This window comes from Pseudomonas triticifolii (genome assembly GCF_014358015.1).
In the GTDB taxonomy this organism is placed as follows: Bacteria; Pseudomonadota; Gammaproteobacteria; order Pseudomonadales; family Pseudomonadaceae; genus Aquipseudomonas; species Aquipseudomonas triticifolii.
Window position 1 is genome coordinate 381,278 of the sequence record NZ_JACONV010000001.1, and the last position, 24,636, is coordinate 405,913.

Annotated in this window: 20 protein-coding genes; 4 read left to right on the forward strand and 16 right to left on the reverse strand. The window is 59.6% G+C overall.

The genetic code is table 11. The features are described 5' to 3' along the window. Positions 1-66: 66 nt before the first annotated feature. Positions 67-633 (forward strand): GNAT family N-acetyltransferase, encoded by a 567-nt coding sequence (locus H8S56_RS01680; protein ID WP_024686986.1) that lies wholly within the window; start codon positions 67-69, stop codon positions 631-633. A gap of 135 nt (positions 634-768) precedes the next feature. Here H8S56_RS01680 and H8S56_RS01685 read toward each other — a convergent pair whose 3' ends face one another. The 5 genes from H8S56_RS01685 to H8S56_RS01705 all read right to left on the reverse strand — a co-directional run bounded on the left by H8S56_RS01685 (position 769) and on the right by H8S56_RS01705 (position 6,791). Then, positions 769-1,785, reverse strand: coding sequence for a zinc-dependent alcohol dehydrogenase family protein (locus H8S56_RS01685; RefSeq protein ID WP_187517675.1), 1,017 nt, complete (start codon positions 1,783-1,785; stop codon positions 769-771). A gap of 240 nt (positions 1,786-2,025) precedes the next feature. After that, on the reverse strand, positions 2,026-3,351 hold the full coding sequence (locus tag H8S56_RS01690) for an NAD(P)/FAD-dependent oxidoreductase (protein ID WP_187517676.1): 1,326 nt from the start codon (positions 3,349-3,351) through the stop codon (positions 2,026-2,028). Between the two features lie 110 nt (positions 3,352-3,461). Further along, a complete protein-coding gene (locus tag H8S56_RS01695) occupies positions 3,462-4,130 on the reverse strand; it encodes a haloacid dehalogenase type II (protein ID WP_187517677.1) in 669 nt (222 codons plus the stop codon). A 195-nt stretch (positions 4,131-4,325) separates the two neighbouring features. Continuing rightward, a complete protein-coding gene (locus H8S56_RS01700) occupies positions 4,326-5,681 on the reverse strand; it encodes an aspartate aminotransferase family protein (protein ID WP_187517678.1) in 1,356 nt (451 codons plus the stop codon). A 24-nt stretch (positions 5,682-5,705) separates the two neighbouring features. Continuing rightward, positions 5,706-6,791: a phosphotransferase gene (locus H8S56_RS01705; protein WP_187517679.1), complete on the reverse strand. Its 1,086-nt coding sequence runs from the start codon at positions 6,789-6,791 to the stop codon at positions 5,706-5,708. Positions 6,792-7,088: 297 nt separating this feature from the next. Here H8S56_RS01705 and H8S56_RS01710 point away from each other — a divergent pair, with 297 nt between their 5' ends. Continuing rightward, positions 7,089-7,769 carry a GntR family transcriptional regulator gene (locus H8S56_RS01710; RefSeq protein ID WP_187517680.1) on the forward strand — a complete coding sequence of 227 codons (681 nt, stop codon included), beginning with the start codon at positions 7,089-7,091 and terminating at the stop codon, positions 7,767-7,769. A 35-nt stretch (positions 7,770-7,804) separates the two neighbouring features. Here H8S56_RS01710 and H8S56_RS01715 read toward each other — a convergent pair whose 3' ends face one another. From H8S56_RS01715 to speB, 9 genes are all read right to left on the reverse strand, one after another. Continuing rightward, positions 7,805-9,238: an aldehyde dehydrogenase family protein gene (locus tag H8S56_RS01715; RefSeq protein ID WP_187517681.1), complete on the reverse strand. Its 1,434-nt coding sequence runs from the start codon at positions 9,236-9,238 to the stop codon at positions 7,805-7,807. Positions 9,239-9,296: 58 nt separating this feature from the next. Continuing rightward, entirely contained in the window at positions 9,297-10,898 is a 1,602-nt protein-coding gene (locus tag H8S56_RS01720; protein WP_187517682.1) for a 5-guanidino-2-oxopentanoate decarboxylase, read from the reverse strand. Next, positions 10,895-12,412: an amino acid ABC transporter permease/ATP-binding protein gene (locus H8S56_RS01725; protein ID WP_187517683.1), complete on the reverse strand. Its 1,518-nt coding sequence runs from the start codon at positions 12,410-12,412 to the stop codon at positions 10,895-10,897. Before H8S56_RS01725 ends, H8S56_RS01720 begins: the two co-directional genes overlap by 4 nt. Positions 12,413-12,678: 266 nt before the next feature. Continuing rightward, positions 12,679-13,473: a transporter substrate-binding domain-containing protein gene (locus tag H8S56_RS01730; protein ID WP_187517684.1), complete on the reverse strand. Its 795-nt coding sequence runs from the start codon at positions 13,471-13,473 to the stop codon at positions 12,679-12,681. 32 nt (positions 13,474-13,505) lie between these two features. After that, the gene (locus H8S56_RS01735) at positions 13,506-14,543 is read right to left on the reverse strand and encodes an isopenicillin N synthase family dioxygenase (protein WP_024686997.1); all 1,038 of its coding nucleotides are present in this window, start codon (positions 14,541-14,543) and stop codon (positions 13,506-13,508) included. Further along, positions 14,540-15,400: a sugar phosphate isomerase/epimerase family protein gene (locus H8S56_RS01740; RefSeq protein ID WP_187517685.1), complete on the reverse strand. Its 861-nt coding sequence runs from the start codon at positions 15,398-15,400 to the stop codon at positions 14,540-14,542. The genes H8S56_RS01735 and H8S56_RS01740 overlap by 4 nt, the downstream gene beginning before the upstream one ends. 42 nt (positions 15,401-15,442) lie before the next feature. Further along, the gene (locus tag H8S56_RS01745) at positions 15,443-16,981 is read right to left on the reverse strand and encodes a purine-cytosine permease family protein (protein ID WP_024696284.1); all 1,539 of its coding nucleotides are present in this window, start codon (positions 16,979-16,981) and stop codon (positions 15,443-15,445) included. Between the two features lie 164 nt (positions 16,982-17,145). Further along, a complete protein-coding gene (locus tag H8S56_RS01750; protein ID WP_024696285.1) occupies positions 17,146-17,535 on the reverse strand; it encodes a YybH family protein in 390 nt (129 codons plus the stop codon). After that, positions 17,532-18,491: an agmatinase gene (gene speB, locus H8S56_RS01755; RefSeq protein WP_024687001.1), complete on the reverse strand. Its 960-nt coding sequence runs from the start codon at positions 18,489-18,491 to the stop codon at positions 17,532-17,534. The genes H8S56_RS01750 and speB overlap by 4 nt, the downstream gene beginning before the upstream one ends. 233 nt (positions 18,492-18,724) lie before the next feature. Here speB and H8S56_RS01760 point away from each other — a divergent pair, with 233 nt between their 5' ends. Together H8S56_RS01760 and H8S56_RS01765 are read left to right on the forward strand one after the other, a co-directional pair. Continuing rightward, the gene (locus H8S56_RS01760; RefSeq protein WP_024696286.1) at positions 18,725-19,615 is read left to right on the forward strand and encodes a LysR family transcriptional regulator; all 891 of its coding nucleotides are present in this window, start codon (positions 18,725-18,727) and stop codon (positions 19,613-19,615) included. A gap of 156 nt (positions 19,616-19,771) precedes the next feature. After that, on the forward strand, positions 19,772-20,983 hold the full coding sequence (locus tag H8S56_RS01765) for an MFS transporter (RefSeq protein ID WP_024687003.1): 1,212 nt from the start codon (positions 19,772-19,774) through the stop codon (positions 20,981-20,983). Positions 20,984-21,067: 84 nt separating this feature from the next. On the opposite strand, the gene H8S56_RS01770 is transcribed toward H8S56_RS01765, so the two are convergent. After that, positions 21,068-21,571, reverse strand: a complete 504-nt coding sequence (locus H8S56_RS01770; RefSeq protein WP_187517686.1) for a glycoside hydrolase family 24 protein — start codon at positions 21,569-21,571, stop codon at positions 21,068-21,070. A 105-nt stretch (positions 21,572-21,676) separates the two neighbouring features. Continuing rightward, positions 21,677-24,541, reverse strand: coding sequence for a hypothetical protein (locus H8S56_RS01775; protein ID WP_187517687.1), 2,865 nt, complete (start codon positions 24,539-24,541; stop codon positions 21,677-21,679). Positions 24,542-24,636: the final 95 nt, after the last annotated feature.

The following is a 24,636-nucleotide window of genomic DNA, read 5'->3' on the forward strand; positions in this document are numbered from 1 at the left end:
CCCTGCCTCGCGCTGATGGGGCTAGGCTGCAATGGGCAAGCCTATCGCTCAGCCGGAGTTCTTCTTATGTCCCACAAAGCAAACATCAAGCACTTCAATGATGAAATCGAGGACCTGACCGGCGATTACTGGATCGAGACCTTACGGGATGGAACGACGATGCTCATTCGCGAGTTGGCGGACAAGGATCGCGACCGCGATTTCACTTTCTTCAATAATCTGGGTAAGGGCATTCCGCACTTTCGATTTCTGGGAACCTTCAGCGAACTGAAGAAGGTCCACGATCAGTTGATGGACGTCGACTTGCAGAATCGTGTGGCCTACATCGCGCTGGTCCTCGAAGACACCAAGCTCGTTGAAATCGGCGCAGCACGCTACGGGGCTTTTGAGCATGACGCGCATTGCGAGTTTGCTGTAGCCGTGTGTGAGCGCTGGCAACGCCGGGGTGTCGCCACAGCCCTGATGCACCATCTTATGGAGACAGCAGCCCGCAAGGGATTCAGCAAAATCTCGTCAATGGACGCCTCGGCCAACCTGGCCATGGACGGTCTGGCCACGAGCATGGGATTCACCCGAAGGATAGATAACAAACACGGACCGAGGATTTTCCACGAGCGTGTTCTGGCGGGGTGAATCCGGCAACAACATGATCAAGCCGCCCGTATGCGCCTGGTTTCAGCGCGCTTCAATCAAGTCGATTGAGTGGTGAGGGGTAGGCAGTTATGTCGCGAGCTTTTCAGTCTCGCCGAAAAGCTCGCGAATTCATGATCAGTCGAACTCGATCAGTACCTTACCGACATGCTCGGCAGCCGCGAAATACGCATAGGCAGCAGGGGCATCATCAAACTTGAACGTCTTGGCGATCACCGTCTCGATCCCGTTCGCTTCTATCGCGCGGACGAGGTCGACGAACATCGTGCGATTGCCGTTGGCGATCCCCCTGATGGTGACGTTTTTGATGATGAGCGACAGGTAGTCAGGAATGGGCGAATGCTGACCCGGTGTCACACCGATCACTGCAATACGACCATTCACGGCGCTGGCTGCAATGGACTGCCCCAACGTATCCTGACCACCGGTTTCGATGATGATGTCGGCACCAGCATCACCCGTCAGGGCCATCACCTGAGCCGCCCAGTCAGGATACCGGTTGTAGTTGATTGTGATGTCGGCACCCAACTCACGTGCGATTTCCAGCTTTTTATCACTCGATGAGGTAATAGCCACTCGCGCACCGTGAAGCTTGGCTAATTTCAACGCAGCCAACGCCACCCCACCCGTCCCAAGGCAAAGGACAAGATCGCCAGGCTTGACCTTGCAGACTTCGAAGAGCGCATTCCAGGCTGTAAGGCCCGCTGATGCCAGTGCTGCAACGTCTTTGTCGGCCAAGGCGTCAGGTACGCGGATCAATGCGTTGGCAGGCAATAGAACCTTCTCGGCCAGCCAGCCGTCATGAGTGACGCCGACGTCATGGGCAAAGACGCTGCCACGAAACTCACCCTCCAGCCAGCCAGGGAAATGGCCGCAGATGACCCGGTCGCCTATTTTGACTTCACTCACACCCTCGCCTACCGAGATAACCTCTCCCACGCCTTCTGACATAGGAATACGATCAGGTGCCTGCAGGGCACCGTAAACCCCACGCAGGATTTGAACATCCCGACTTATGAGGCTCACCAGGCGCGGAGCAACGATGGCCTCTCCTGGCCCCGCCAACGGCTCGGGACGGGTAGTTGCGGTCAGCGAACCCAGGCCTTGCTGGTTCCCGATCTGAAAAGCTTTCATCACATGAGTCCTTGTATCGGTGTGCGGAGGACGACACGTGTCGCACTTCAAAAAATATGGCGACAGTGCAGTCTCTGATCCAGGTGTTCACGACTCATCCTACACGAGATGTTTTCTTGGGGCAGGACCGCGATAACGGCATCGCCATCGCATAGCAAACTGCGAGAAATCCCAAAGCCGTATCCGCATCCGCAGACCTGCACATCCCTGAATACGCCAGCCTCTGCGCTTGGCGTCGCTTCAAAAGTCAGCCACCTTCCCCCACGCAGAACGTTTGAACCGATCAGGATGATAGGGCTTCGGATCAACGATAGGTGCCACGCCGCTGACGATGTCGGCAATCAAATGCCCTGCGCCTGGACCGATCCCGAAGCCGTGTCCACTGAACCCGGCAGCAAGGATCAGGCCTGGCAGGCTGGCCATTTCGCCAATGCCGGGAACGCCGTCAGGTGTGCTGTCCACGTAACCCGCCCAGGCCGCCTTGATGGACGACTCTCTTAGCGCCGGAACCAGCTCCTGAGCCCGCTTGTAGGTCAGCGCGACAGCAGACGCATCGGCGGTGGGGTCGAGAATTCGCATCTTTTCCATCGGCGTCGGTTGGTCAAGACTCCAGCGTTTCCAGCCTTCATGGCCTGCACGCATACCCTCCAGCCCACCGGGTGCAAGGTTTCGCCACCGGCGATGAAACATAGGCAGGAACTGCGGGGAGAAACGGAGCAGTTGTGGCGTTGGGTCGACGCGCCCTCTCCCGCTGATAGCAAGCGTGTAGCTGCCGTCAAAGCGGCGTGTCATGGATACGTTGGTGGTGTGCAGCGCGCTGGGGATTTCATCGTTGGGTGCAGTGACCGACAGCACGGTCTGGCGAATAGTGGCCTGTGGAAAGCGAATGCCGTACTGGCGGCAGAACGATGACGCCCATGCACCAGCCGAGAGCACCGCAAGCCGTGTGCGGATCACACCTTTTTCAGTCACCACTCCGGACAATCGACCGGCCTGGGTCTCGATACCTCGTACCGCGCAGCCCTGATGCACCGTACCGCCCAGCGCCATGATGGCTCGTGCGACCGCAGGGGCTGCGCGGGATGGATCGGCAATACCGTCGGTGGGTGAAAAAACGCCCCCTTTCCATTGCCGGCCAGTCGCCCGGCCTCGCTCAGCAGCCTGTTGTGCAGTGAGCGTATGAGTCTCGACACCGACCGTACGGGCAAAATCCCCCCAGCGCGCCCAGCCGGCGATCTCCTTTTCGTCATTGCTGAGGTAAAGCAGACCACATCGGGTAAAGCCCGTCTGCTCGCCGGTTTCCACACCAAACTGCTCCCACAACTCCAGGCTTTTGGTGGCCATGGGCAATTCGCGTGCATCGCGGTTCTGCTGACGACACCAGCCCCAGTTACGGCTCGATTGCTCCGCCCCGATACGACCTTTTTCGACCAGGGCGACTTTCATGCCGCGTTTGGCCAGATAGTAGGCGGTAAACGAACCGATGATGCCGCCGCCGATCACGACCACATCAGCGTCCGCAGGCAGTTCGGGCGACGTTTCTACAGCAGTTAAAGGCGCTGGCATGCTTTGGGTATTCCTTCGGGACGGTAAAGGCACAGTCGATGTTCATCAAGAAGGACCAGGTTTGATATCGACCCGGCCTGCCTGCTTGTAGCGTTGAAAGTCCGCAGGCGTCAGAGGCCGACCAAACTTGGCAGTCCGCCAATGTCGGGAATCTGGTGATAGCCGAAGGCGGCGTTTGCGGGCTGTTCATGCCCACGGGCAACAAAAGCCTTGTGCTTGATCTTCATGTCATGGGCCGACATCAAGTCGTAACGAAAGCTTGAAGACACGTGCAAGACATCCTCTGGCCCACAGCCGAGGCTATCAAGCATGTACTCGAAAGCAGCGAGGCGCGGCTTGTACGCCTGGGCTTGCTGGGCGGTAAAGACTTTATGGAAGGGAGCCCCCAGTTTGTCGACGTTGGACATGATCTGCTCGTCCATGGCGTTCGAGAAGATCACCAACGGAATCTTGTCGGCAATTTTCGCAAGCCCGGCCGGCACGTCGGCATGCGGGCCCCAGGTCGGCACAGCATCGTAATACACCTGACCTTCGCCCCGGTATTCGATGCCCCAGCGCTTGCAGGTGCGTGCCAGGGCAGTCTTGAGGATCTCGCCATAAGGTTGCCAGTCGCCCATGACCTGATCGAGACGGTAGGCGGCGAAGTCCTTGATGAACTGATCCATCCGCTCAGAGGAGACGCGGTCGGCAAACAACTCTCGCGTCAGGGCTGCCGTCTTGAAGTTGGTCAAGGTACCGTAGCAGTCGAAGGTAATGTATTTGGGGCGAAGAAAGCTCATGAATGCAGTCCTGAGTGAAGAGTGAAGTCATAACGAGGCAAGCAACGACTGGGGACCAGAGCGCCTGTGCTGCATGGATTTATTACACCACCATGAAGCCATGCATAAACGGTTGAAAGTGCGGACTTTCTGGTACGAAACACCGTTTAACAGGCTTGCCCCGGCAGACTTTGCTGACGAGGCAGGCCGGTGTTTTCACAGTGCGCGGAACGCGTTTTCCAGCGCATCGAGCAGGCGACCCGCTTCTCGTTCAGTCCATATCAAGGGAGGACGGATCTTCAGAATGCTCGCCTGCGGGCCGGTGGCGGAGATCAGCACGCGTTGTTCGCGCAAATGGTTGACCAGTTGCAGCGCAGTCTTCATGTCCGGGATCTTGCTCGCCCGGTCAGTGACCAGTTCCACTGCGAAGTACATACCGGTGCCGCGCACATCGCCGATCTGTTCATATCGACGTGCCAGGTCTTTCAGGCCGGCCAGTATCAGGCCTCCGATCCGGTTGGCATTGAGCATGAGCTGCTCTTCCTGGATAACGTCGAACGTTGCCTGTGCCGCAGCAATCGCGACACTGTTGCCGCCAAAGGTATTGAAATAACGCATGTCGCGTCCAAATCCGGCAACCACTTCGGGGTGCACCATCAAGCCTGCCACGGGGTAGCCGTTACCCATCGGTTTGCCCATGGTGATGATGTCCGGTACGACGCCGTGACGTTGATGCCCCCAGAAGTGTGTTCCGCTACGGCCAAACCCCGACTGAACCTCGTCGGCGATAAACAGACCACCGGCTTTGCGCACGACCTCGGCGATCGGGGCGAATAGGTCCACCGGATCACAGAACACGCCGTCGGACGAAAACAGGCAGTCGGCAATGAACGCCGCCACCCCGCCGCCATGACGTTGAATGTCCTGAATCTGCGCCGAGACCTGATCCGCCATGTAGCGACCCAGCGCTTCACGCGGGATACGATAGGAATCGGGCGCTGGCACGCAGCGAACGTAGGGATCAAGCCTGGCATTGGCTCCCAGCGAAGGTGAAAACGCAGCCACGGTTGCAGAGTTGCCGTGGTAAGCCTCCGAGGTCACGATAACGCCGGTGTTACCGGTGTGATGACGTGCAATACGGATGGCCAGGTCATTGGCTTCCGAACCGCTGCAGGTAAACATGAGGTGCCCGTCAGCCCCCATCTCACCGTCAGCCGTGGCACGCAGCTGCTCGGCGTAATCCAGAATGCCGTCCTGCATGTAGCGTGTGTGGCTGCACAGAATGCCCATCTGCTCGGTTATCGCTGCGATCACCCGAGGATGGCAGTGCCCGACCGAGACCACATTGTTGTAGGCGTCCAGGTACTCATTGCCTTGCTTGTCGTAAAGGTAAGCGCCCTTGCCGCGCACCACACCCACGGGCTCGTTGTAGAACAATCGGTAGGCCGGACCCAACAGGTTGGCCCTTCGCTGAATGTGCTCGCGTGCCGCGGCATCCAGGTGATCAAGATGGGCAGGATTGAATCCGTTGGGCATGTCACCACGGACAGCCTCGATTTTTACATTGCTCATTTAATACTCACTCACTTGTGTGAATTAATCGGCGAACGACATCAGCAGTTCTGACAGGTGCGACGGTGAACGGCTGAGCATCCAGTCGAGCTGCGCCCAGCCTGGCGCTGCGTTCCGCAGAATGTAGGCACTGTTTTGCGGGAAGAGCTGCGATCGCCATGTGGTGAGCAACGCTCTGGCCACCAGGCGTGCCATGGCCAGGTGCGGGATGAGGGAGAGTTCTTCAGCGGTCAGGTCGGCGACGCGCAGATACCCCGTCAAGAGATCTTTGGCCGGCGCGAAGATATCGGCCTCGTTATCCACGCTTACGATGGCCAGCTGGTTCATCATGGCCGTAGATACGTCGATCGCGATGGCGGTCTTGACCGTATCGCCGAAGTCAATGATTCCACTGACACACTGCTGCTGGTGCGCATCGACCACGATGTTTGAAGTGTTGAAATCGTTATGCAGCACCTGCTTTCTAGAGCCGGCGATGCGTTCCTCGATGTCGAAAAAACGCACCAGCCCCTTCTCCAGGTGTTGGCGGCGTTGCGGCTCGGCGACACACCTCATCAGTGGTTCAAGCATGCCGAGATTCTGGACGTCCCAACACACCTTGCGAGACTCTGCCGGATGAGAAAAATCTGCGGTGGCCAGGCGCAGGTGAGCCAGCAGTTCACCAATGCGCTCGCGGCCTTGCGCATTCATCGTGGTTTTATCCAGCGGCGTTCCCGGAAGGAAGCTCATCAGCCGGACGTGCCGTGACTCTCCGTGCTGCGTTGTCACCTGCGTCAGGTAGTGGCCATCAAGCGACTGATAAACCCGAGAGATCGGAAGCTGCGGAGCCTTGCGCTCGATATGCCGCAGCACTTCGATTTGCAGGGAAAGCTCCTGCGTTGCCTCCTGAGGGTTGGCGATTTTAAGAACGCAGGATTGGCCGCTTTTAGTGTCGCATCGAAACGTATCGTCTTTCTCCGTCGCAAATCGTGTCAGAACAGCATCGATCCCGAACAGGTTCTTGAGAATTCGCCCTCCCTCTTCCTGCGAAACCGCCGTGAAAGGAGCCGCCAGGTCTCCTTGCAGGCTCTTGAGGCCATCGCTGATTGTATCTTTCCGAATCACTTGCATCGCTGAACTCCAGGCCTTGAGCAAGCCCTGTACTGCGGCTCTCGATGCCTAGATATTGTGCTACAACTTTTTAAATTGAAAGATGATCAAGCAGATTTTTTACGGGATTCGTATGAATAAAGCTCAAAAAGCTTGATATATAACTGTTTTATATGGGGAAAATATTTTCATTTTTTTAGATCGAGCTTGTAGATTGTTGGACAATTATTCAAATGATCAGGCCGGCATCTGGCACGACGTTGTCAAACCGTATTAGAATCGGCGCTTGGCAGAGCCTCCACTTTGGTCTTGTATAAAATGACGTCTGTTCACGAACCCATTGAAACGTACTCGCCCAGGCCTTCGGCGGTCGAGGCGCTGGCCGAAAAGCTGAAAGCCCGAATCCTGAACGGCGACTTCGAGCCAGGCGAATTTTTGCGTGATGTGAAAATGGCCGACGAGTACGAGGTCGCGCGCAACACCTTCCGTAGCGCCGCGCAACTGCTCGTCGCGCTGGGCTTACTGCTGAAGGTGCCTCATCGCGGGTTCTGTATCCCTGAATTTGGGCCGAACGACATCGTGGATATCGCCAGGTTGCGAGGTGTTCTGGAAACAGAAGCGGTACGGATGATCATCCTCAATGGCGTCGTTCCAGCCGACGCCCTGAGCGCTGTGGAGAAACTGCGTAGCGCGCGCGCTGACGCGCCACGTTCAGAAATCGTTACGGCAGATGGCGATTTCCATCGGGCAATCATCCGCGCCAGTGGCAGTCCGCGCTTGCAGCGAAGCTACGCGATGCTGGAAAGCGAGATTGAGCTGCTGCTCGTTCTGCAGCAGCCTTGCTACGAAGACCCCCAGCAGATCATTGCCGATCACGAGCACTTGATCGAGTGCCTTCGCAGCAGGGATTTCGAAACCGCTCGCACAGCGTTCGTCGAGCACTGGGAAGACTTGAGCACGAAGCTGCTGCGCGCGAACTTCGAGCGTCGGCGTTCCTGAAACCTTTCGCGCTTGTGCTGGCGTTGTGCGCTGACCTACTGCCCCACACACCGCGTCACGTGCTTGACCGACTGATAGGCAGCCAGCCCCCAAGGCCCCAGCTCACGTCCGATGCCGCTGCCCTTGGTACCGCCCCAGGACGTTTCGACGAAAACCGCCTGAATCGAATTGATCCACACATGGCCGACGTCCAGTGCATCAGCGACCCGTTCGGCACGTTCAATGTCCGCACTGGCAACGGTGGCCACCAGACCGAAGCAGCTGTCATTGGCCAGGGCGATGGCCTCGTCTTCAGTGCTGAAACGTCGGGTGCATAGCACCGGCCCGAAGATCTCCTCACGCCACAACCGACTGCCATCGGGCACATCGGTGTACAGCGTCGGGCTGACGAACCAGCCCTGACCTTGCGGTTCGGTACGTGCGCCTGCCAGACAATTCAGGCCTTCCTCTTTAGCGACGGCGAAATACTCGCGCACCTTGTGCAACTGCGCCTCGCTGGTCAGCGGCCCCATGTCCACTTCACCGACCATAGGATTACCTACCCGCAGGTTCTCGAAAGCGGCCTGCAGACGCGGGATCAGCGCTTCCGCGATGCCGTCCTGAATCAGCAAACGCGAGGTGGCCGAGCACATTTGCCCGGCGTTCCAGCAGATGCCCGCCACAATCCATTCCACGGCCTGATCCGGGTCGCAGTCATCGAACACGATGAACGCCGATTTACCGCCCAGTTCAAGGGTCACCGGCCGGCAGTGGGCCGCCGAGCTGCGCATCACCTGCGTGCCGACGGCATTGCTCCCCGTGAACGACAGTTTGTCCAGGCCCGCGTGATTGCTCAGCGCCGCGCCGATCTGGGCTTTGCCATTGACGATGTTCAGCACACCGCACGGCAACCCCACGTGTTCGGCGATCTGGCCATAGGTCTGCTCGATCAGTGGCGTGATTTCCGATGGTTTGAGCACCACCGTACAACCTGCGGCCAAGGCCGGTGCGAGCTTCCAGGCGCTGGTCACCAATGGAAAATTCCACGGCACGATCAAGCCGACCACGCCCACCGCTTCCAGGCGCGTGCGAGAGATGAAGCCGGGCACCGGCAGTTCAACGTTGCGCTGCGAGGCCTGGGTTTCGATCAGGTTGGCGTAATAGTTGAAAGTCGCCACAGCATCGTCCAGATCCACTTCGGCTTCATGGCGCGGTTTGCCGTTGTTGCGCATCTGCAGCACGATCAATGCCTCGCGGCGCTGAAAGAGCTGTGCGGCAAAGCTGCGCAGTACAGCAGCCCTATGGGCCACTGTCGTCGCCTTCCAGTCAGGCAGCGCAGCACGCGCGGCTGCCACGGCGTGATCAACCTGCGCCGTGCTGGCTGAAACCAGCTCTGCGAAGGGCTCGCCAAGGGACGGATCGTACACAGTGAGAACATCACTGCCCTCGCCTGCCAGCCATTGACCGTTAATGTAATGCGGGGTGTTCATCGAGCTGTGCTCCTCGAAACAACGATTTAGGCCTCTACAAGGCTCTGTCACTCAGGATTTATGGGGCAAAGGGTGGCGCTTCGTTGACTTCGATGATCAGCGGCCGGTCGCTCGGTGCTTCGCGCAGCAGCGTTTGCAGGTGCGCATGATCGCGGGCGCGCTCGGCCAGGCAGCCGAACCCCCGGGCGATGGTCAAAAAGTCCGGTGTGTAGATGTCTACGCCCAGCGGCGTGATAGCGCGACGCTCCATATAGCGCTTGATCTCGCCATACCCCTGGTTATTCCACAGGAGCACAATGATTCCCACCTGCGCTTCCACCGCACTGGCCAGTTCAGGCAACGTGAACTGAATGCCGCCATCCCCCATCAGACTGATCACAGGCACCGTCGGGTCGGCAAGTTTCGCGCCGATCGCCGCAGGCAGGCCGTAACCCAGCGTGCCGTAGCCGGTCGATGCATTGAACCAGCGTCGCGGGCCGTCGAGGTCGACCAGGTGATTACCGCTGTAAACGGTCTGGGTCGAATCGCCGACAAAGCGCGCCTCGGGCAACACCTCAAGAATGCAGTCGAACAACGTCCGGTAATGCGCCCACCCCCCGAAGTCTTCGGCCAATTGCCTGCGCACCTCGGCGGCCTGTTGCGCGCCAGGGCTGTCGGCACTTGCGGTGCGCGGTGGCAAAGCGTCCAGCAGTGCCTGCATGGCGTGCCGGGCATCGCTGACAATCGAAAGGCTCGGCGTATGGTTGCGGGATAGTTGCGTCGCATCGATGTCGATACGAATCAGCTCGCCGCCCAAGCGAAAGTTGCCGTCAAACACCACGTCGTAATCGGTCTCGCCCAGCTCGGTGCCGATTGCCAGCACCACATCGGCGTCCAGCGCCAGTTGTCGTACGGGAATCAGCGACTGGTTGCTGCCGATCAATAACGGATGATCACTCGGCAACACCCCCTTGGCATTAATGGTCAGCGCCGTGGGGGAATCGAGACGAATAGCCAGCTCGCGCGCTTCGTGCGTGGCCTCCACGCAACCACCGCCCAGTAGCAAAAGTGGTCGTTTGGCGTTCTGCAGGCGAGTGGCCGCTTCCTGGATCGCTGCCGGGTCGGGTGTTGGGCGGGCAATCACCTGGCGCGGGCGCACCTGCAGGTGATCGGCAGCCGTCGTGATGATGTCCAGCGGCAACTCAATGTGTACCGGTCGCGGTCGCTGGCTGTCGAACACCGCAAACGCCCTGACCAGGACATCGGGCAGTTCGTCGACGTTCATCAGTGTATGGCTGAAGGCGCTGACGCCCGCGACCATTGCGCGCTGGTCGGGTAGTTCGTGCAGGTAGCCGTTGCCCAGTCCGAGCCTTGCGCGTTCGTTTACGCTGGAGATCACCAGCATCGGGATCGAGTCGGCGTAGGCCTGCCCCATGGCCGTGAGAATGTTGGTCATCCCCGGCCCGGTGATGATAAAACATACGCCGGGTTTGCCACTGACCCTGGCGTAACCGTCAGCCATGAACCCTGCGCCCTGCTCATGACGCGGGGTGATATGGCGAATGCTGCTGGCGGGCAGACCTCGATACAGCTCAACGGTGTGCACACCGGGGATGCCGAACACTGTTTCGACGCCCCAGGCTTGCAACTGTTTGACGAGAAACTCTCCACAGGTGGTCATGCAGTTGCCTCCTGTTCCAGACCGATAAAGCGCCGCACCCGCTCGTGACCCTTGCTACGGATGTCGGCGGGTGATGCATCTGCGGCCACGTGACCGTTTTCCATGAACACAATGCGGTCGGAAATCGACAGTGCGAAATCCATCTCGTGGGTGACGATCAGCATGGTCATGCCCTCTTCTGCCAGGTCACGAATGACGTTGAGTACGTCGCCCACCAGTTCAGGATCAAGCGCCGAGGTCGGCTCGTCGAACAGCATGATGTCCGGTTCCATGGCCAGCGCGCGGGCGATGGCAACGCGTTGTTGCTGGCCGCCCGACAACTGATGCGGGTATTTGTCGGCATGGGCCAGCAGGCCGACCCGGTCAAGCAACGCATGCCCCTTGCGGCGCAGCTCCCGGGTACTGGCCAGCCCGTGGTAACGCGGGGCCAGAATCACGTTGTCGAGAATGGTGCGGTGCGGGAACAGGTTGAAGTTCTGGAACACCATGCCGATGCGTCGGATGCCCTGGCGGATGACAGGCGAGTCTGGGTGCTTGCCAGCGGCGATGTAGTCATTGCCGAATAACACAATCTCGCCCTTGTCGATGCTCTCAAGGGTGTTGATCGTTCGAATCAGCGACGTCTTGCCGGACCCTGAGGGGCCGATAATGGAAATAACCTCACCTGGACGTACGGACAGATCGATGCCTTTGAGCACCTCATGACTCCCGTAGCGTTTGTGAATGCAGCGCAGCGACAAGGCGTCGGCCTGGCCTGCGATCTTTTGCGCACGCGGTTTGCCCTGTGCGGCCGGTTGACGCAACGCAGCGACCTCGCTGTCATTCATGGTCTGGGCGTTCTTGCGCGCCAGGTCCAGATGCCGCTCGGCCCACTGAAGCACCCAACCGAACACCGTGACGATGAGTACGTAATACACGGCCACGGCGGCGAGGGTTTCGAGCACCAGAAAGTTCTGCGCGTACAGGCGCTGACCGACCAGCAACAGTTCGTTCAGGGAAATCACCGAGACCAGCGAGGTGAGTTTGACGATGGTCACGTATTCGTTGGTCAGTGTCGGCAAGGCGATGCGAATCGCCTGCGGAATGATCACCAGCCGTTGCGCGCCGAGCCCGCGCACACCCAAGGCTTTGGCGGCCTCACGCTGCCCCTTGAGCACCGATAGCAATCCGCCGCGATGGATTTCGGCCATGTACGCCGTCTCCGTCAGCACCAGCGCGATGAGCCCTGCATAGAAAGGCTGAGACAGCACGCTGCCCGCCGATGGAAACAGCTGCGGCAGGTTGTAGACGAACACCAGCAACACCAACAGCGGAATGCTGCGAAACAGCCAGATATAAAAACTTGCCGGCAAACGCAGCCAGGCGTGGCTGGACAGTTTGGCGCTGGCGAGCACGAAGCCCAGCGCAAGCCCCAGCGTCCACGACAGCGTGCTCAACTGAACCACGGTGAGGCAGGCTTTCCAGAAAGCGGAGAACGAAAACAGTGAGAAAAAATAAGCCCAATCGAATGCCATGTTGACCTCGGTGCAGCGGGTGAAGGTGATGGCCGGTGTAGCTGTGGCGTTAAGGAGCGAATGTCGCGTCGAGCGCAAGATTGCTGCTCAGCTGACAATGCGTAATCCACTGTGCAAACGCATTTCCCGTGGGAGGCGGCTTGCCGGCGATGGCGTCAGTCCAGTCACTGCAAAGTCGCTTTCAATATTGCATCGCCGGCAAGCCGCCTCCCACAGTGGGTGTTTGCTGTGCGACCTGGTTGTCTCAGGACCACAGCGCTACTGAGTCACGCAGGCTCAAGGTTGTATTTTTTGAGAAGCTCGGTGTATTCGCTGCTCTTCTTCCAGGCGTCCACTGCACTGCGCATGTGCTCCACCAACTCCGCATTGCCCTTCTTCACATAGATACCCAGCGTTTGTGGATACAGCGATTTCTGCGAGCTGATCAGGATGCGGCCGCGGGCTTTATCAATGATCATCTGCGCGGCGGCGGAGATTTCCAGGTGTGCCTGAATATTGCCGGACATCAGCGCCTGGGACGCCTCGGCGGTGGTCGGGAATTCGCTGATTGCGATCTCGCCCTTGTTCTGTTTTGCACAGTAATCGGCAGACACCGCTTTTAGCTGGTTGATCCAGTTGGTGCCTTGCTGAAGGCCGACTTTCATACCGCACAAGTCTTCCGGCTGCTGCGGTTTGCTGGTGTTGTCGCTGCGCACCATGATGGCGGCACCGACTTGCGCGTACGGAATCGCGTCGGCCTGCTTGGTACGCTCATCGGTGATGTACATACCGGAAATGATGGTGTCGAAGCGGTTGGCGTTCAGCCCCAGGATCAGGTTAGGAAAACGGGTATCGACAAACTCGACCTTCAGGCCACCCAACTGCTTGGCCAGCGCCGTGGAAACCTCCGGGTCGAAGCCTACGACCTTGTCGCCATCGTAGGATTCGAACGGCGGATAGGAAATCTCCATACCCACCTTGAGCGTGCCGGGTGTGGCGGTGGGTGCTGCATGAACGGCACCGGCGAATAGGGCCAGACCTAGAACCGAAGTGGCAAGGCGCGAAAGCGTGGTGTTTTGCATAGTAGTCATTCCAGATTGAGGGAAACGGCAGGTCACGAAGTCACGCTCTGGTTTTTCAGGTGCCCGAAGCTTGATGGCTTTCTGGCCCGTTCCGGCAGGGCAAGTTGCCCGCTGGCGACGCGCTGGCGAAGGTATTGATAGGTTTGCAAAGCCTGGGCCCACATGTGCTCGCCGATGGCGATTTCCTCGTAGCCCTCCCCGGCAGCGGCAAACTGCGGCAGGGGCTTGATCAGCGTGTGGTAGTCGCAGGCGTAAAACAGCGGGAAGGAATAGCGCTCTTGTCGGACCTTGCGCACTCGATGCGCAGTGGCGACGAACGTGCCGCTGGTCATGACTTCAAGCATGTCGCCGATGTTGACCACGAAGGCGTCCAATAGCGGAGGCGCGTCGATCCACTCGCCCCGTTCGTTCATGACTTCAAGCCCGGGCTGATCGGCCTTGAGAATGGTGAAGCACTCGTAGTCGGTGTGCGCGCCTATGCCCGGAGCGTCCTCGGCCGTGGCGTCGAACGGGTAATGGATCAGGCGCAGTTTTGAAGGCGGGAAACAGGCCATCTCATCGAAGTAATGCTCGTTCAGGCCCAAGGCCAGCGCAAAGCCGCGAAACAGCTGATGCCCCAAGGCGAACACCGCCTGGTAATAGGCCTGCACGGCGACCTTGAATCCAGGCAAGGTCGGCCAGTCGTTCGGCCCCAGCAACGGCGTGCCTGCGAGGACCAAAGGGTTATCGGCGGGCACTTCGAAGCCGATATCGAACGCCTCCTTGTGGTCAGGTTTTCCAGTGCCGTAGACCTCTTCCCCTTCCGGCACGAAACCTTTGTGGGTCTGCGAGGAGCCAATGTAGTGACGCATCTTGGCGTCGATCGGCTGGGCGAAATACTGTTCGGCCGCGCGGTGCAGGTTGTCGATCAGCGCAGGCTCGACACCGTGACCGGTAATGTACAAAAAACCCACTTGGCGGGCAGCCTCGCCCAACGCCTGAGCCACGGCCAGGCGATCTTCAAGGCGTTCGCTGAACAAGCCCTGGATATCGACCACCGGAATACGGGTGAAAGCGGGACGTTCACTCATGACTGCGGCCTCACGGTTTGATGGAAGACGGTGTTGAAATCCTCGCGTTCGGTGCGTCCCATCCAGGCGTTGAGGCTCCATAGGTCGGCCACCGGCACATCGGTAAACGGCAAGTGATGCAGGTAGCCATCAGGGCCGAACTCCGGGGTCAGGGTCGTGCCGGTGTAACCACGCGCCGCTTGGGATTTCCAGATATCGGCCCAGTGTTGCTGATGGAACGCCAGCGCCCCGGCATACTCGGGCGCTGCCGGATGCGGTACTTGAGGGCCCTGGTCATAACCGACTCGCGCCTGAATGTGGTGCACACGCTCGACAAAGGCGCGCAGATCGTCGGCCGGGTCATTCAACAGGCGCTCGCACGTCACCACCCAATGGCTGATGTCGCTGGTAAAACGCAGGTCCGGCACTTGCTCGATCAACTGCAGTGTCAGCCAGGGATTGAACAGCGAACGCGCCCGGTGTGTCTCGAAGCTGCACATCAAGCCGCTGCGAGCGGCGATCTGAAGCGCCTCACCGAAAAAGTCCACTTGCTGCGCCAAAGGCCAGCGATCGTTGCCAGCCAGCACGTTGACGAAACGCGGCTCAAGCTCCGTCGCCAGCTGCAATTTGCGGGCAAAATCTGCCAGGTGTTCGGCAGGCGTTGCAGATTGCAGCGGCAGCACAGGTGTCGAGGTGAACAGAATGGCGATGTAGGGCACACGGTTGTCACGCAAAAACGCGGCGAACGCGGCACGCTCTGAATCCTGTTCGGGGATACGGGCTTCGAACCCGTCAAAGCCTGCCTCGTGGGCCTCGTCCAGCGCCTGCTGCCACGTTCCGCGATAACCCCACAACGTACGAAATATTTCCAGTTTCATGGGTTCACCTCACCATGTGTGCCCGATCGGGCACAGCGCTGATCACGAATGGACGGGAGCCGGTTGCGCGGCGTTGCTCATGGCCTTGTGGCCGAGCATCGGGTGAGCACCCTTGGGACCGTACACGCCGGCAGGCTCGGGAAACGTGCGCAGCAGGGTCAGGTACAGCAGCGTTGCCAGGCCAAGCGTGATCGGCAGGCTGATATCAATGCCGCCTGCCAGATCGCCCAGCGGGCCAACGAACTGCCCCGGCAGGTTGACGAAGCACAGGCCTGTGACCGCACTGGGAATCCAGGCACCCAGCCCGCGCCAGTTCCAGCCATTCTGAAACCAGTAGTGCCCGCCGCGTTGACCACGGGTGAAGACTTGCAGGTCATCCGAGTGGTAGAAACCACGGCGGCTGATCAGACCGAGGATCATGACCACCATCCATGGGCTGGTGCAGGTAATGATCAGCACCGCGAAGGTCGACACGCTCTGCACCAGATTGAAGGTGAAGCGACCGACGAAGATAAAGGCGATGGCGGCCACACCGATCAACAACGTCGCCCCGGCGCGACTCAGCAGGCGCGGGAAGATGCTCGACATGTCCAGTCCCGTGCCGTACAGCGCCGTGGTCCCGGTGGAGAGTCCACCGATCACGGCAATCAGGCACACCGGCAGGAAGAACCAGCCCGGTGAAATGGCCAGCAAACCGCCGACGTAATTATTGGTTTCGATGTACTGCGGTGCCTGACTGGCCACCAGCGTCGCCGTGCACAGCCCGAACAGAAAGGGAATCAGCGTACCGGCTTGCGCGGCCAAAACGGCCAGCATGATTCGCGTTTGCGACGTTTCACGCGGAATGTATCGCGACCAGTCACCCAGAAAAGCACCGAACGACACCGGATTGCTCATCGCCAGCAGCGCTGCGCCGACAAAAGCGGCCCAGAAACCGGGCTGTTGAAGGTTGACGCTGCCTGCATAGCCCGAATCGAAAGGCCCGGCAAATGCGAAGATGCCCAGCAGAAACAATAGACTGGACGCCCACACCGCGATCTTGTTGACCCACAGCATGAAGCGGAAGCCGAAGATGCACACCACCAGTACCAACACGGCAAACAGTCCATAGGCCAGCCCCAGGCTGAAGTCGTTTTCCGGCAGGCCGACCAGGCGCTGTGCGCCACCAACCAGTGCATCACCTGAGCTCCACACAGAAAGAGAGAAGAACGCCACGGCCGTCAGCAGCGACAAAAACGATCCGATAATGCGCCCGTGGACCCCGAAATGTGCGCCGGAAGACACTGCGTTGTTGGTGCCGTTAAGTGCGCCGAACAGCCCCATCGGCGCGAGGATCAAAGCACCTACGGCCACCCCGAGCACAATCGCCCAGAGTCCAGCCTGAAACGACAACCCGAACAGCACGGGGAAACTGCCCAGCACGGCAGTCGAAAACGTATTGGCACCGCCGAAGATCAGACGGAACAGATCAAGCGGGCGGGCGTTGCGCTGGCTGTCGGGTATCTGCTCGACACCCCAGGTCTCGATGTGCGTTTGCACGCGGGTTGCAGCACGGTTTTCGGGATGCGTCGAATGGCTCATGTGTTGCTCCAGCACCTGTCACGGTTGTTGTAAGGCCAGCGCAGGCACGCTGACCCTTTATGGCCGCCCGTTAACCCCGGGCGGAGGGTCGATCTGATTCTTCTTGTGTCGTCACAATCCCATGCGAATTGCGCGTCGGCGGTTACATCCGCCTGCGGGGGACGTCAAGCCGACGTCGCCACCGATAAATGTTCGTGCCACGCCAGCCAACGCCCACCTTCGTGGCGGAACACAATGCTTTCTCGCTCTTGCAGATCCAGCTCCTCGCCAGCCACTCGCACGCGGGTAGCCACATCATGAATGAACACCGCCACATCCCCCCGCACGCTGACACTGGCGTTGCTCGACTCACACGCCAGCACAGCGAATCCGTCTGCCTGCCACTGACGCCATAACGCCTCATACTCGGCGCGGGAATTGAGTGGCGCTGCCAGGGTATGGAACACAAAGGTCGCGTCTTCACTGAAACAGGCGAAATAGCGCGCGGTGTCATTACTGGCAAATGCCTTTACCAACTGCTCGGCGGCGTGAAGGACTTCAGCCCGAGCGTTCATCGGCGCACCACGCCGGGCAGCACGCAGAGCATTTCATAAAGCAGATTGGCACCCAGCAACGAGGTATTGCCGGTGGTGTCGTACGGTGGCGACACTTCCACCAGGTCGCAGCCGATCAGGTCCAGGCCATGGCAGCCGCGAATGATCTCCAGCGCCTGAATGGTCGTCAGGCCACCCACTTCCGGCGTGCCCGTGCCCGGTGCCCAGGCAGGGTCGATACCGTCGATGTCGAACGACAGATATACCGGGCCACCGCCGACTTTCTCGCGCACCTCAGCCATCAGCGGTGCCAACGACTGATGCCAGCACTCCTCGGCCTGCACCACGCGAAAACCCTGCTTGCGGCTCCAGTTGAAATCTTCGGCGGTATAACCCTGTGCGCGCAGGCCGATCTGTACCACGCGCTCGCTGTCCAGCAAGCCTTCTTCCTGAGCGCGGCGGAAGGTCGTGCCGTGGGCGATTTTCTCGCCGAACATGTGATCGTTGACGTCAGCATGGGCATCAATGTGCACCAACCCGACCTTGCCGTGTTTCTTGTGAATGGCACGCAGAATCGGCAGGGTCAGGGTGTGGTCGCCACCCAGCGTGAGCGGGATGATGCCGTGACCCAGAATCCGGTCGTAAGCCTCTTCGATGATGCGCACAGAATCCAGCAGGTTGAAGGTGTTGATCGCGACGTCGCCAATATCAGCCACGTTCAGCGAATCGAACGGCGCGGCTCCGGTGGCCATGTTGTAAGGACGAATCATGACCGACTCGGCACGGATGCCTCGCGGCCCGAAGCGGGTGCCGGGGCGCAGCGAGGTGCCGACATCCAGCGGAATGCCCACGAAAGCGGCGTCCAGGCGATCCAGTTCTTCAGGGCTTTGCACATGGGGCAGGCGCAGCATGGTGGCGATACCGCCAAAGCGGGGCATCTCATTGCCGCCCAGGGGCTGGTGGAAAGTCTGGTCCACGAGTGGCCTCACGTTGTTCGATAAATGTGAGGCCATTCTGGTGAGGGCAAGTGGCCAGAAGAATCGCTGCCAGCAAATATTTGGTTCAGAGTTTTCTAAACTATCGCGTCCGGCGCGCCGACCTGAACGCAGCGCCCTTTTGCGGCGTTGCTGGCCCGACATCCGCCAAAACAACACTTGCCAGCTCAGCCGCCTTCAATAGACTGCCTGCACACCTAACCCCTGGAGCGCCTATGTCTTCTGCCCTGCCCGACCTCAAGCTGCTGCGCATCTTTGCCTGCGTGGTACGTCACCAAGGCTTTGCGGCAGCGCAACAGGAACTGAATCTTTCCACTTCGGCGATCAGCACTTACATGAGTCAGCTCGAAACCCACTTGGGTCTTGTACTGTGTCATCGCGGCCGTGGCGGATTCAACCTGACCAGCAAAGGCGAGCTTTTTCACCAGGAAACCTTGCGATTGCTGGCGGAACTGGAAGGTTTCGAACGCTACAGCGCCGCGCTCAAGGGCGAACTGCGCGGCACCCTGAACCTGGGCGTACTCGACTCGACGGTCAGCGACCCGGCCTTGCCGCTGGCCGATGTCATCGGTGCCTACAGCAAGGAACATCCTGCGGTGCACTTGCACCTTTCGGTACTCAGCCCCGCGCAACTGCAACTGGGCGTACTGGAAAACCGCGTGGATCTGGCCATCGGCTCCTTTTCGATCCGCATGAATGGTTTGATGTATCAAGCGCTCTATCGCGAGCAACACTGGCTGTACTGCAGTGACCGGCACGAGCTGTTCGAGCAGCGGCGCATCCCGGCAGAAGTCATCACCCAGCAGCGCATGGTCGGGCGCGGTTACTGGAGCCAGGCTGAGTTGGCTCGTCACGGTTTCAAGGACAGCGCCGCAACCGTGGAGTCCATGGAGGCGCAATTGATTCTGGTGCTGTCCGGTGCCTACATCGGCTATCTGCCGGAACATTACGCGCAATTCTGGGTGGATCAGAAGCGACTGAAAGTGTTGTTGCCCACCACATTCGGTCATCAGGCACCCTTTTCACTGGCCTTGCGACGTGGACGAGCGAGAGAGCCGTTGATTCAGAGCTTTCGCGATCGATTGAAGGGCTGGTTCGACGGTTAGTGCCCGGATGCGTCTGGCAGCAGGCATGGATCATGCCGTCGGGCCGGCCATCGCACCAGTATGATGCCGGGTGAATAACAATATGCCTGATGTTGATTTGACCATCCGGTCAACATTCCCTAACGTGGCCGACCCTTTCCCCAGCCCGAGACACTGATGACTACCCGCTCCAAACTGCCTCCAACCGTCTACCTGCTGGGTCTGACGATATTTTCTCTGGTCACTGCCGAGTTCATGGTTGCCGGAATGATGCCTGCGCTGGCGGAGGCGTTCTCCGTCAGCCTGGCGCAGGTCGGCAATCTGATCGCCTATTACGCGCTGGGTATGGCGCTGGGCGGTCCGCCTGTCACGGTATTGCTGCTGTCCAGAGGTATCAGCAACAAGCGTGCGCTGGTCTGGCTGCTGACGTGTTACGTGATCGCGGGAGCCGTTGCTGCGGCAGCACCCAGCTATCCGGTGCTGGCCGTTGCACGCATCATCATGGGCATTTCCAGTGCCGTCTGCATCGGTTTGTGCATGACCATTTGCGCCGGGCTGGTGGCGCCCGAAGGTCGCGGTCGTGCGGTGTCCGTGGTGCTGGCCGGGCTGATGCTCTCTCCTGTCGTTGGCGTGCCGATGACCACCTGGGTGGAGCAGCATGTCGGCTGGCGTGCCAGTTCCTGGGCGGTGGTTGCGCTCGCATTGCTGTGTACGGTTCTGGCCACAAGGCGTTTGCCTGCCATTCAAAAAGGCGGTGAACCGCCATTGAGTCAGCAATGGGCGGGCTTGAAAAATCCCACGCTGTGGGGCGCCTATGTCACCAGCGGCCTGATCATCGGCGGCACATTCGCAGCGTTCAGTTATTGCACGCCGATCCTGATCCATGAAGTAGGCATCGCGCCGAGCCTGGTTGCGCCGGTGCTCGCGGTCTACGGCGTCGCCAACCTGATGGGCAACATGATCGTCGGCCGTTTCGCGGATCGCCACACCTTCCCGGCACTTGCCTGGGGACTGGCACTGATGGTGCTCGCACTGGGCGGCTTTGCCCTGGCCGGTGACCATACGTGGCTGAACCTGGGTTGTTTCTTCGCACTGGGCCTGACGGGCGTCGCCTTGAACCCGGCAATGGTCGCGCGGGTCATGAAGGCCGCGGAGCCTGCGGCAATGGTCAACATTCTGCATACCTCGGTCATCACGGCTGGCCTGGCGTTTGGCAGCTGGGCCGGCGGTGCGGTGATTGATGCCGGTTATGGGTTGCGCTCGCCCCTTTGGGTCGGTGCCGCGATGGCGCTTGTGGGGTTGTTGAGTCTGGTGCCGGCGATGAAACGGGTAAAACGTGACGATGCAGTTTCAGGGCGCGCCCAGTGCGTATCTGACATGCACTCATAATTGCTGGCGGGTGCGCGAATGGCAGCGCACCCGCTCATTAGCAAGTGGTAAAGACCAATAGCTCACTCTCTGGTCATGACACGATCAAACCCTTGTGCCGCCAGCGCTTTCATAAGCCCTGATGAGGCTGCTGAAGGATCCCTGATGCTGGTCGTAGTGATTTCCCGGCAAACTCGCCCAGATGTTGGAGCACCGGGCTATCGCCACTGACAGGTGGCCCGACTGAATAAAGGCAAACGCCCGTTGTTCACGGATTTGCTGGATGGCGATACGGTCCTGATTCAACGGGCCGAAACCTTCAAGCTTCATGTGCTTGCGGTAATAACACCAATAACGGTAAAGCAACTGATAGCGCCCTGCGGCCGTGGATTTGAGGCCATGGCTGTTGACGGTTACCAACACATCAGGATGCTCAGGATGTTCCGAGTAGTCGTTAAAGGTGTTAGGACTATCAAAGCCTCCTACGACGACGTCATACCCATCGTCGAACGTGTAAGGGCTCGTCGATGTCCCTTCCGCGAAGGCAAGCATGTCGAGAAATGCGAGCACGTTTTGACCGCCCGCTTCGGCTGCTGTGATGATTGGCATGATTGACTCCGAACCCTTAACTGATAGCGTCCGCCATGGGGCGGGTATTTGTTTAACGCAATGCCGTGCCTGTTTTCCTGCCGCTCTTTCCCGGCAGTGTCGGGCTCAATTCGGCATGACAAGCCCCGCAAGCTCTGTGCCCTGCTGCAGGTAGAGCATTGAGGTCGGCAGGCGTACCGTCCAATGCCGTGGCTTGGGCTGTTGCTCGGGCGGCAGCGAGTCAGCGCCGAGCACTTCTTCCAGCAAGGTCAGGGTGCTTTCCGTTACCGGGGTGCTTGACGGATCGCCGATCCAGCGCGCCGGGAACTGCCATTCGAACAGCAATCCGGTCTCACAGCCTCGGTTCACGGGCAGCAGCACGTGGGCGCACGACGCTTTCAAAAAGCGCAGAAACAGCCGCTCCGTCACCGGAGCGGTCGACGCTGCGGCCATCTTTTGGGGCTGTGTCGTAGTTTTCACGAAAGGCTGTGTGTCGTAGTACCAACTCATGTCAGCCCAACTGAACTGCGACTCAAGCGCCTGAGCGCTGTTTGCGGGTGTTGCCATCAGATTCAGACACGCTTGAGCCAGGACATCGCGCTGGATCTCGGCAGTACGTTCTGCGCTGGCGAGTTTCCTGCGCTTGTCGAATTCGTCCTGATAGCGCTGCATGGCTGCTTGCCAGGCTGCGAGCAACCGGTAGAAGGTACGTATTTGCCAGGCCGTCATCATCGGGTCTTTGTCCTTGCCCGTTAGCGCTGGCCGATTACAGGTGATATCGACCGTCACGCTCATCAGCGGCGCCGATGACATCACGGTCAGCGGAATGGGGCCGGTCTTACCCGCGATGTTTGCCAGGGGCACAGTGCTGACCAGAGCTGTCGTACGTGCGGGAGGCGTGATCGTGACGTTGCCGACTGTCGTCGCAGCACTGGCATCGGGCACCACCACGGTCATGGCTACGGGCGCTGTCGGGGCGGGCGGCACGCCAGGTTTAACGTCCTCGCCTGCGACTGAGCACACCAGGTTGTACTGAGTGTCTGCCAGCGCCATGGTGACCAGCCCAGAGGCTGCGACGTAGCCATCGGGAATGCGCAGCATCGAGACATCGCCGAGCACCACACCACTGACCGTTGCCACGACTCGCAGCGTTTCCAGCGGCGGAGTTTCAGGGTCGTTGATGCCATATATCGCGCAGAGGGCCTGATAGTTTTCCGGCTTGATCCGGTAATAGCCCAGACCGTGGGGTTCGGAAAAAGCCGGAATGGCATACGGCTTATTCAGTGGAATGTCGTCCTGTGCCGTGATGCTCTGAACCCAGGGTTTTGCAGGCTGGTTGATCACGAACCCCAGCACCAGACGCCGTCCGGCATCGGCCAGGTGGACCTTCATCAGTTTGTCGACCCAGTGATAAATGCCGACCAATCGGCTGTCGCCAGCATTGTCGATCAGGTTGCTTTGCCGGCGTTCGCACAATTCCTGCCAGACCCTGCCGCGCTGGCGCGTGATGCGGTCGCCCATGTGCCGAGCAGCCTTTTCAGTCAGTTGCTGCACCTGCCGCGAGGTATCGTCACCGGACCAGGACGCCCCGCCGCCGCTACCCGCCCAAGCGCCCGACATTATCTCATTGAGATTTTCATAGGTCGGTTTGACGTTGTTCAGATTGCGCACCAAACCATCGGCCGCCATGACTTCCTGAAGCGCATCCGTAAGCTCGCTGCTGGCAGAGGTCTGGCGCAGATCATCGGTTTCGCCGCGGTGCTCATTGTCTTCACTGTCATAGTCTTCACGACGGGTCTGCAGGTGTTCCTGACGTTCCTGTCGCTCGTGAGGCATAACGTTGACCACTTCAGCCAGCTCACCCGGTTGATAGCCGACAAGGTGCTGACGGGCACGTTTGAGCGTGCCCGGCCCCAGAATCTGCCATGTATCAGCGGCAGGCGTAACGGGCGTAGCCGCAGCTGTTGCATTGTCAGCAGCGCTGGCAGGCGCCGGATTGGCGGGCGCAGGGTCGGCCGGCGCATTCAAAGTGCTGGTGGTAACGGCATCAGGTAGCGCAGGGTTGGCACACAGCGCGATGCGGCGCGCCTGCGGTGCCTCCAGGGCTGGCAGGTTTTGTTGCAGCAGCCCGAGAAAATGCCCGACCCTCAGAATATCGACCAGTTGCGTGGCCAGCGCAGACCGGTCAGGCGTGCCGGTCAGGGCCAGGACAAAGAGACTTTGCCACACCGCTGCCTGGCTGGTGACCCACTCGGTACTGCCCAGCAACGAGTCCACGGATTCGCCCAGCAAGGTTTGGGCCTGTAGTGTAATCGCAGTCAGCGTTTGCGGACCTGGCAAGGTCGTGAGGAACTGAGTGCGCAGCACCGGGAAATCACAGATTGGCGCGGGCAGTGTCGTGATATCGCTGACAAATCCAGTAAATGTTTTGGCGGCAGCCTGTTTGGCCGCGGCGGCATCTGCACCGCTGCACTGACTGAGCGTTACGTAAAGCGGCAGGCTCTGCGGGTTATCCAGGCGCACGAAGCGCAGGCGGGTATCCAGTGTCTCCCGTGGCGTTAACGGGTGCAGCCAGATAAAGGGCGCAAGGTCCATGGCCTCATGGGGCTCATCGATCGACGGCACCGTGTTATCGCCAGGCTCATCGGCTGGCTTGGGTGTGAGCGACCATTCGCCGATCGGGGCGTTGAAAAACTTGTTGATCGACAGCGGCACATTGCACACCAGAGACAGATGACGACTGTCCGGGGTCAGCGTCAACGTCACCTCAATCGAGCCCAGTTGCTGGGTTATCTCAAGGACCATGGGGTATACAAGGCCAAGCTTGAACGGATGGTGTTCCTGAGTGCCGGCGTCGTGCATTTCGCCCTCGACGGACTTGCCGTCCTCAGACACCGTCCAGCGTATTTCCAGGCGTACACCATTGCGTGCGGTGATCGTCCAGTGACCTTTGTAGCCGCGTTGCACGCCCATGACTTGCGTGGCGCTCATGATGCACTCCCGCTCATAACCGATATCAAATAGCACAGGGCTCAAGCCAGGCACCGACGTGCAAGGCTTAAGCCCCGTTGATGTATCCACCCTCA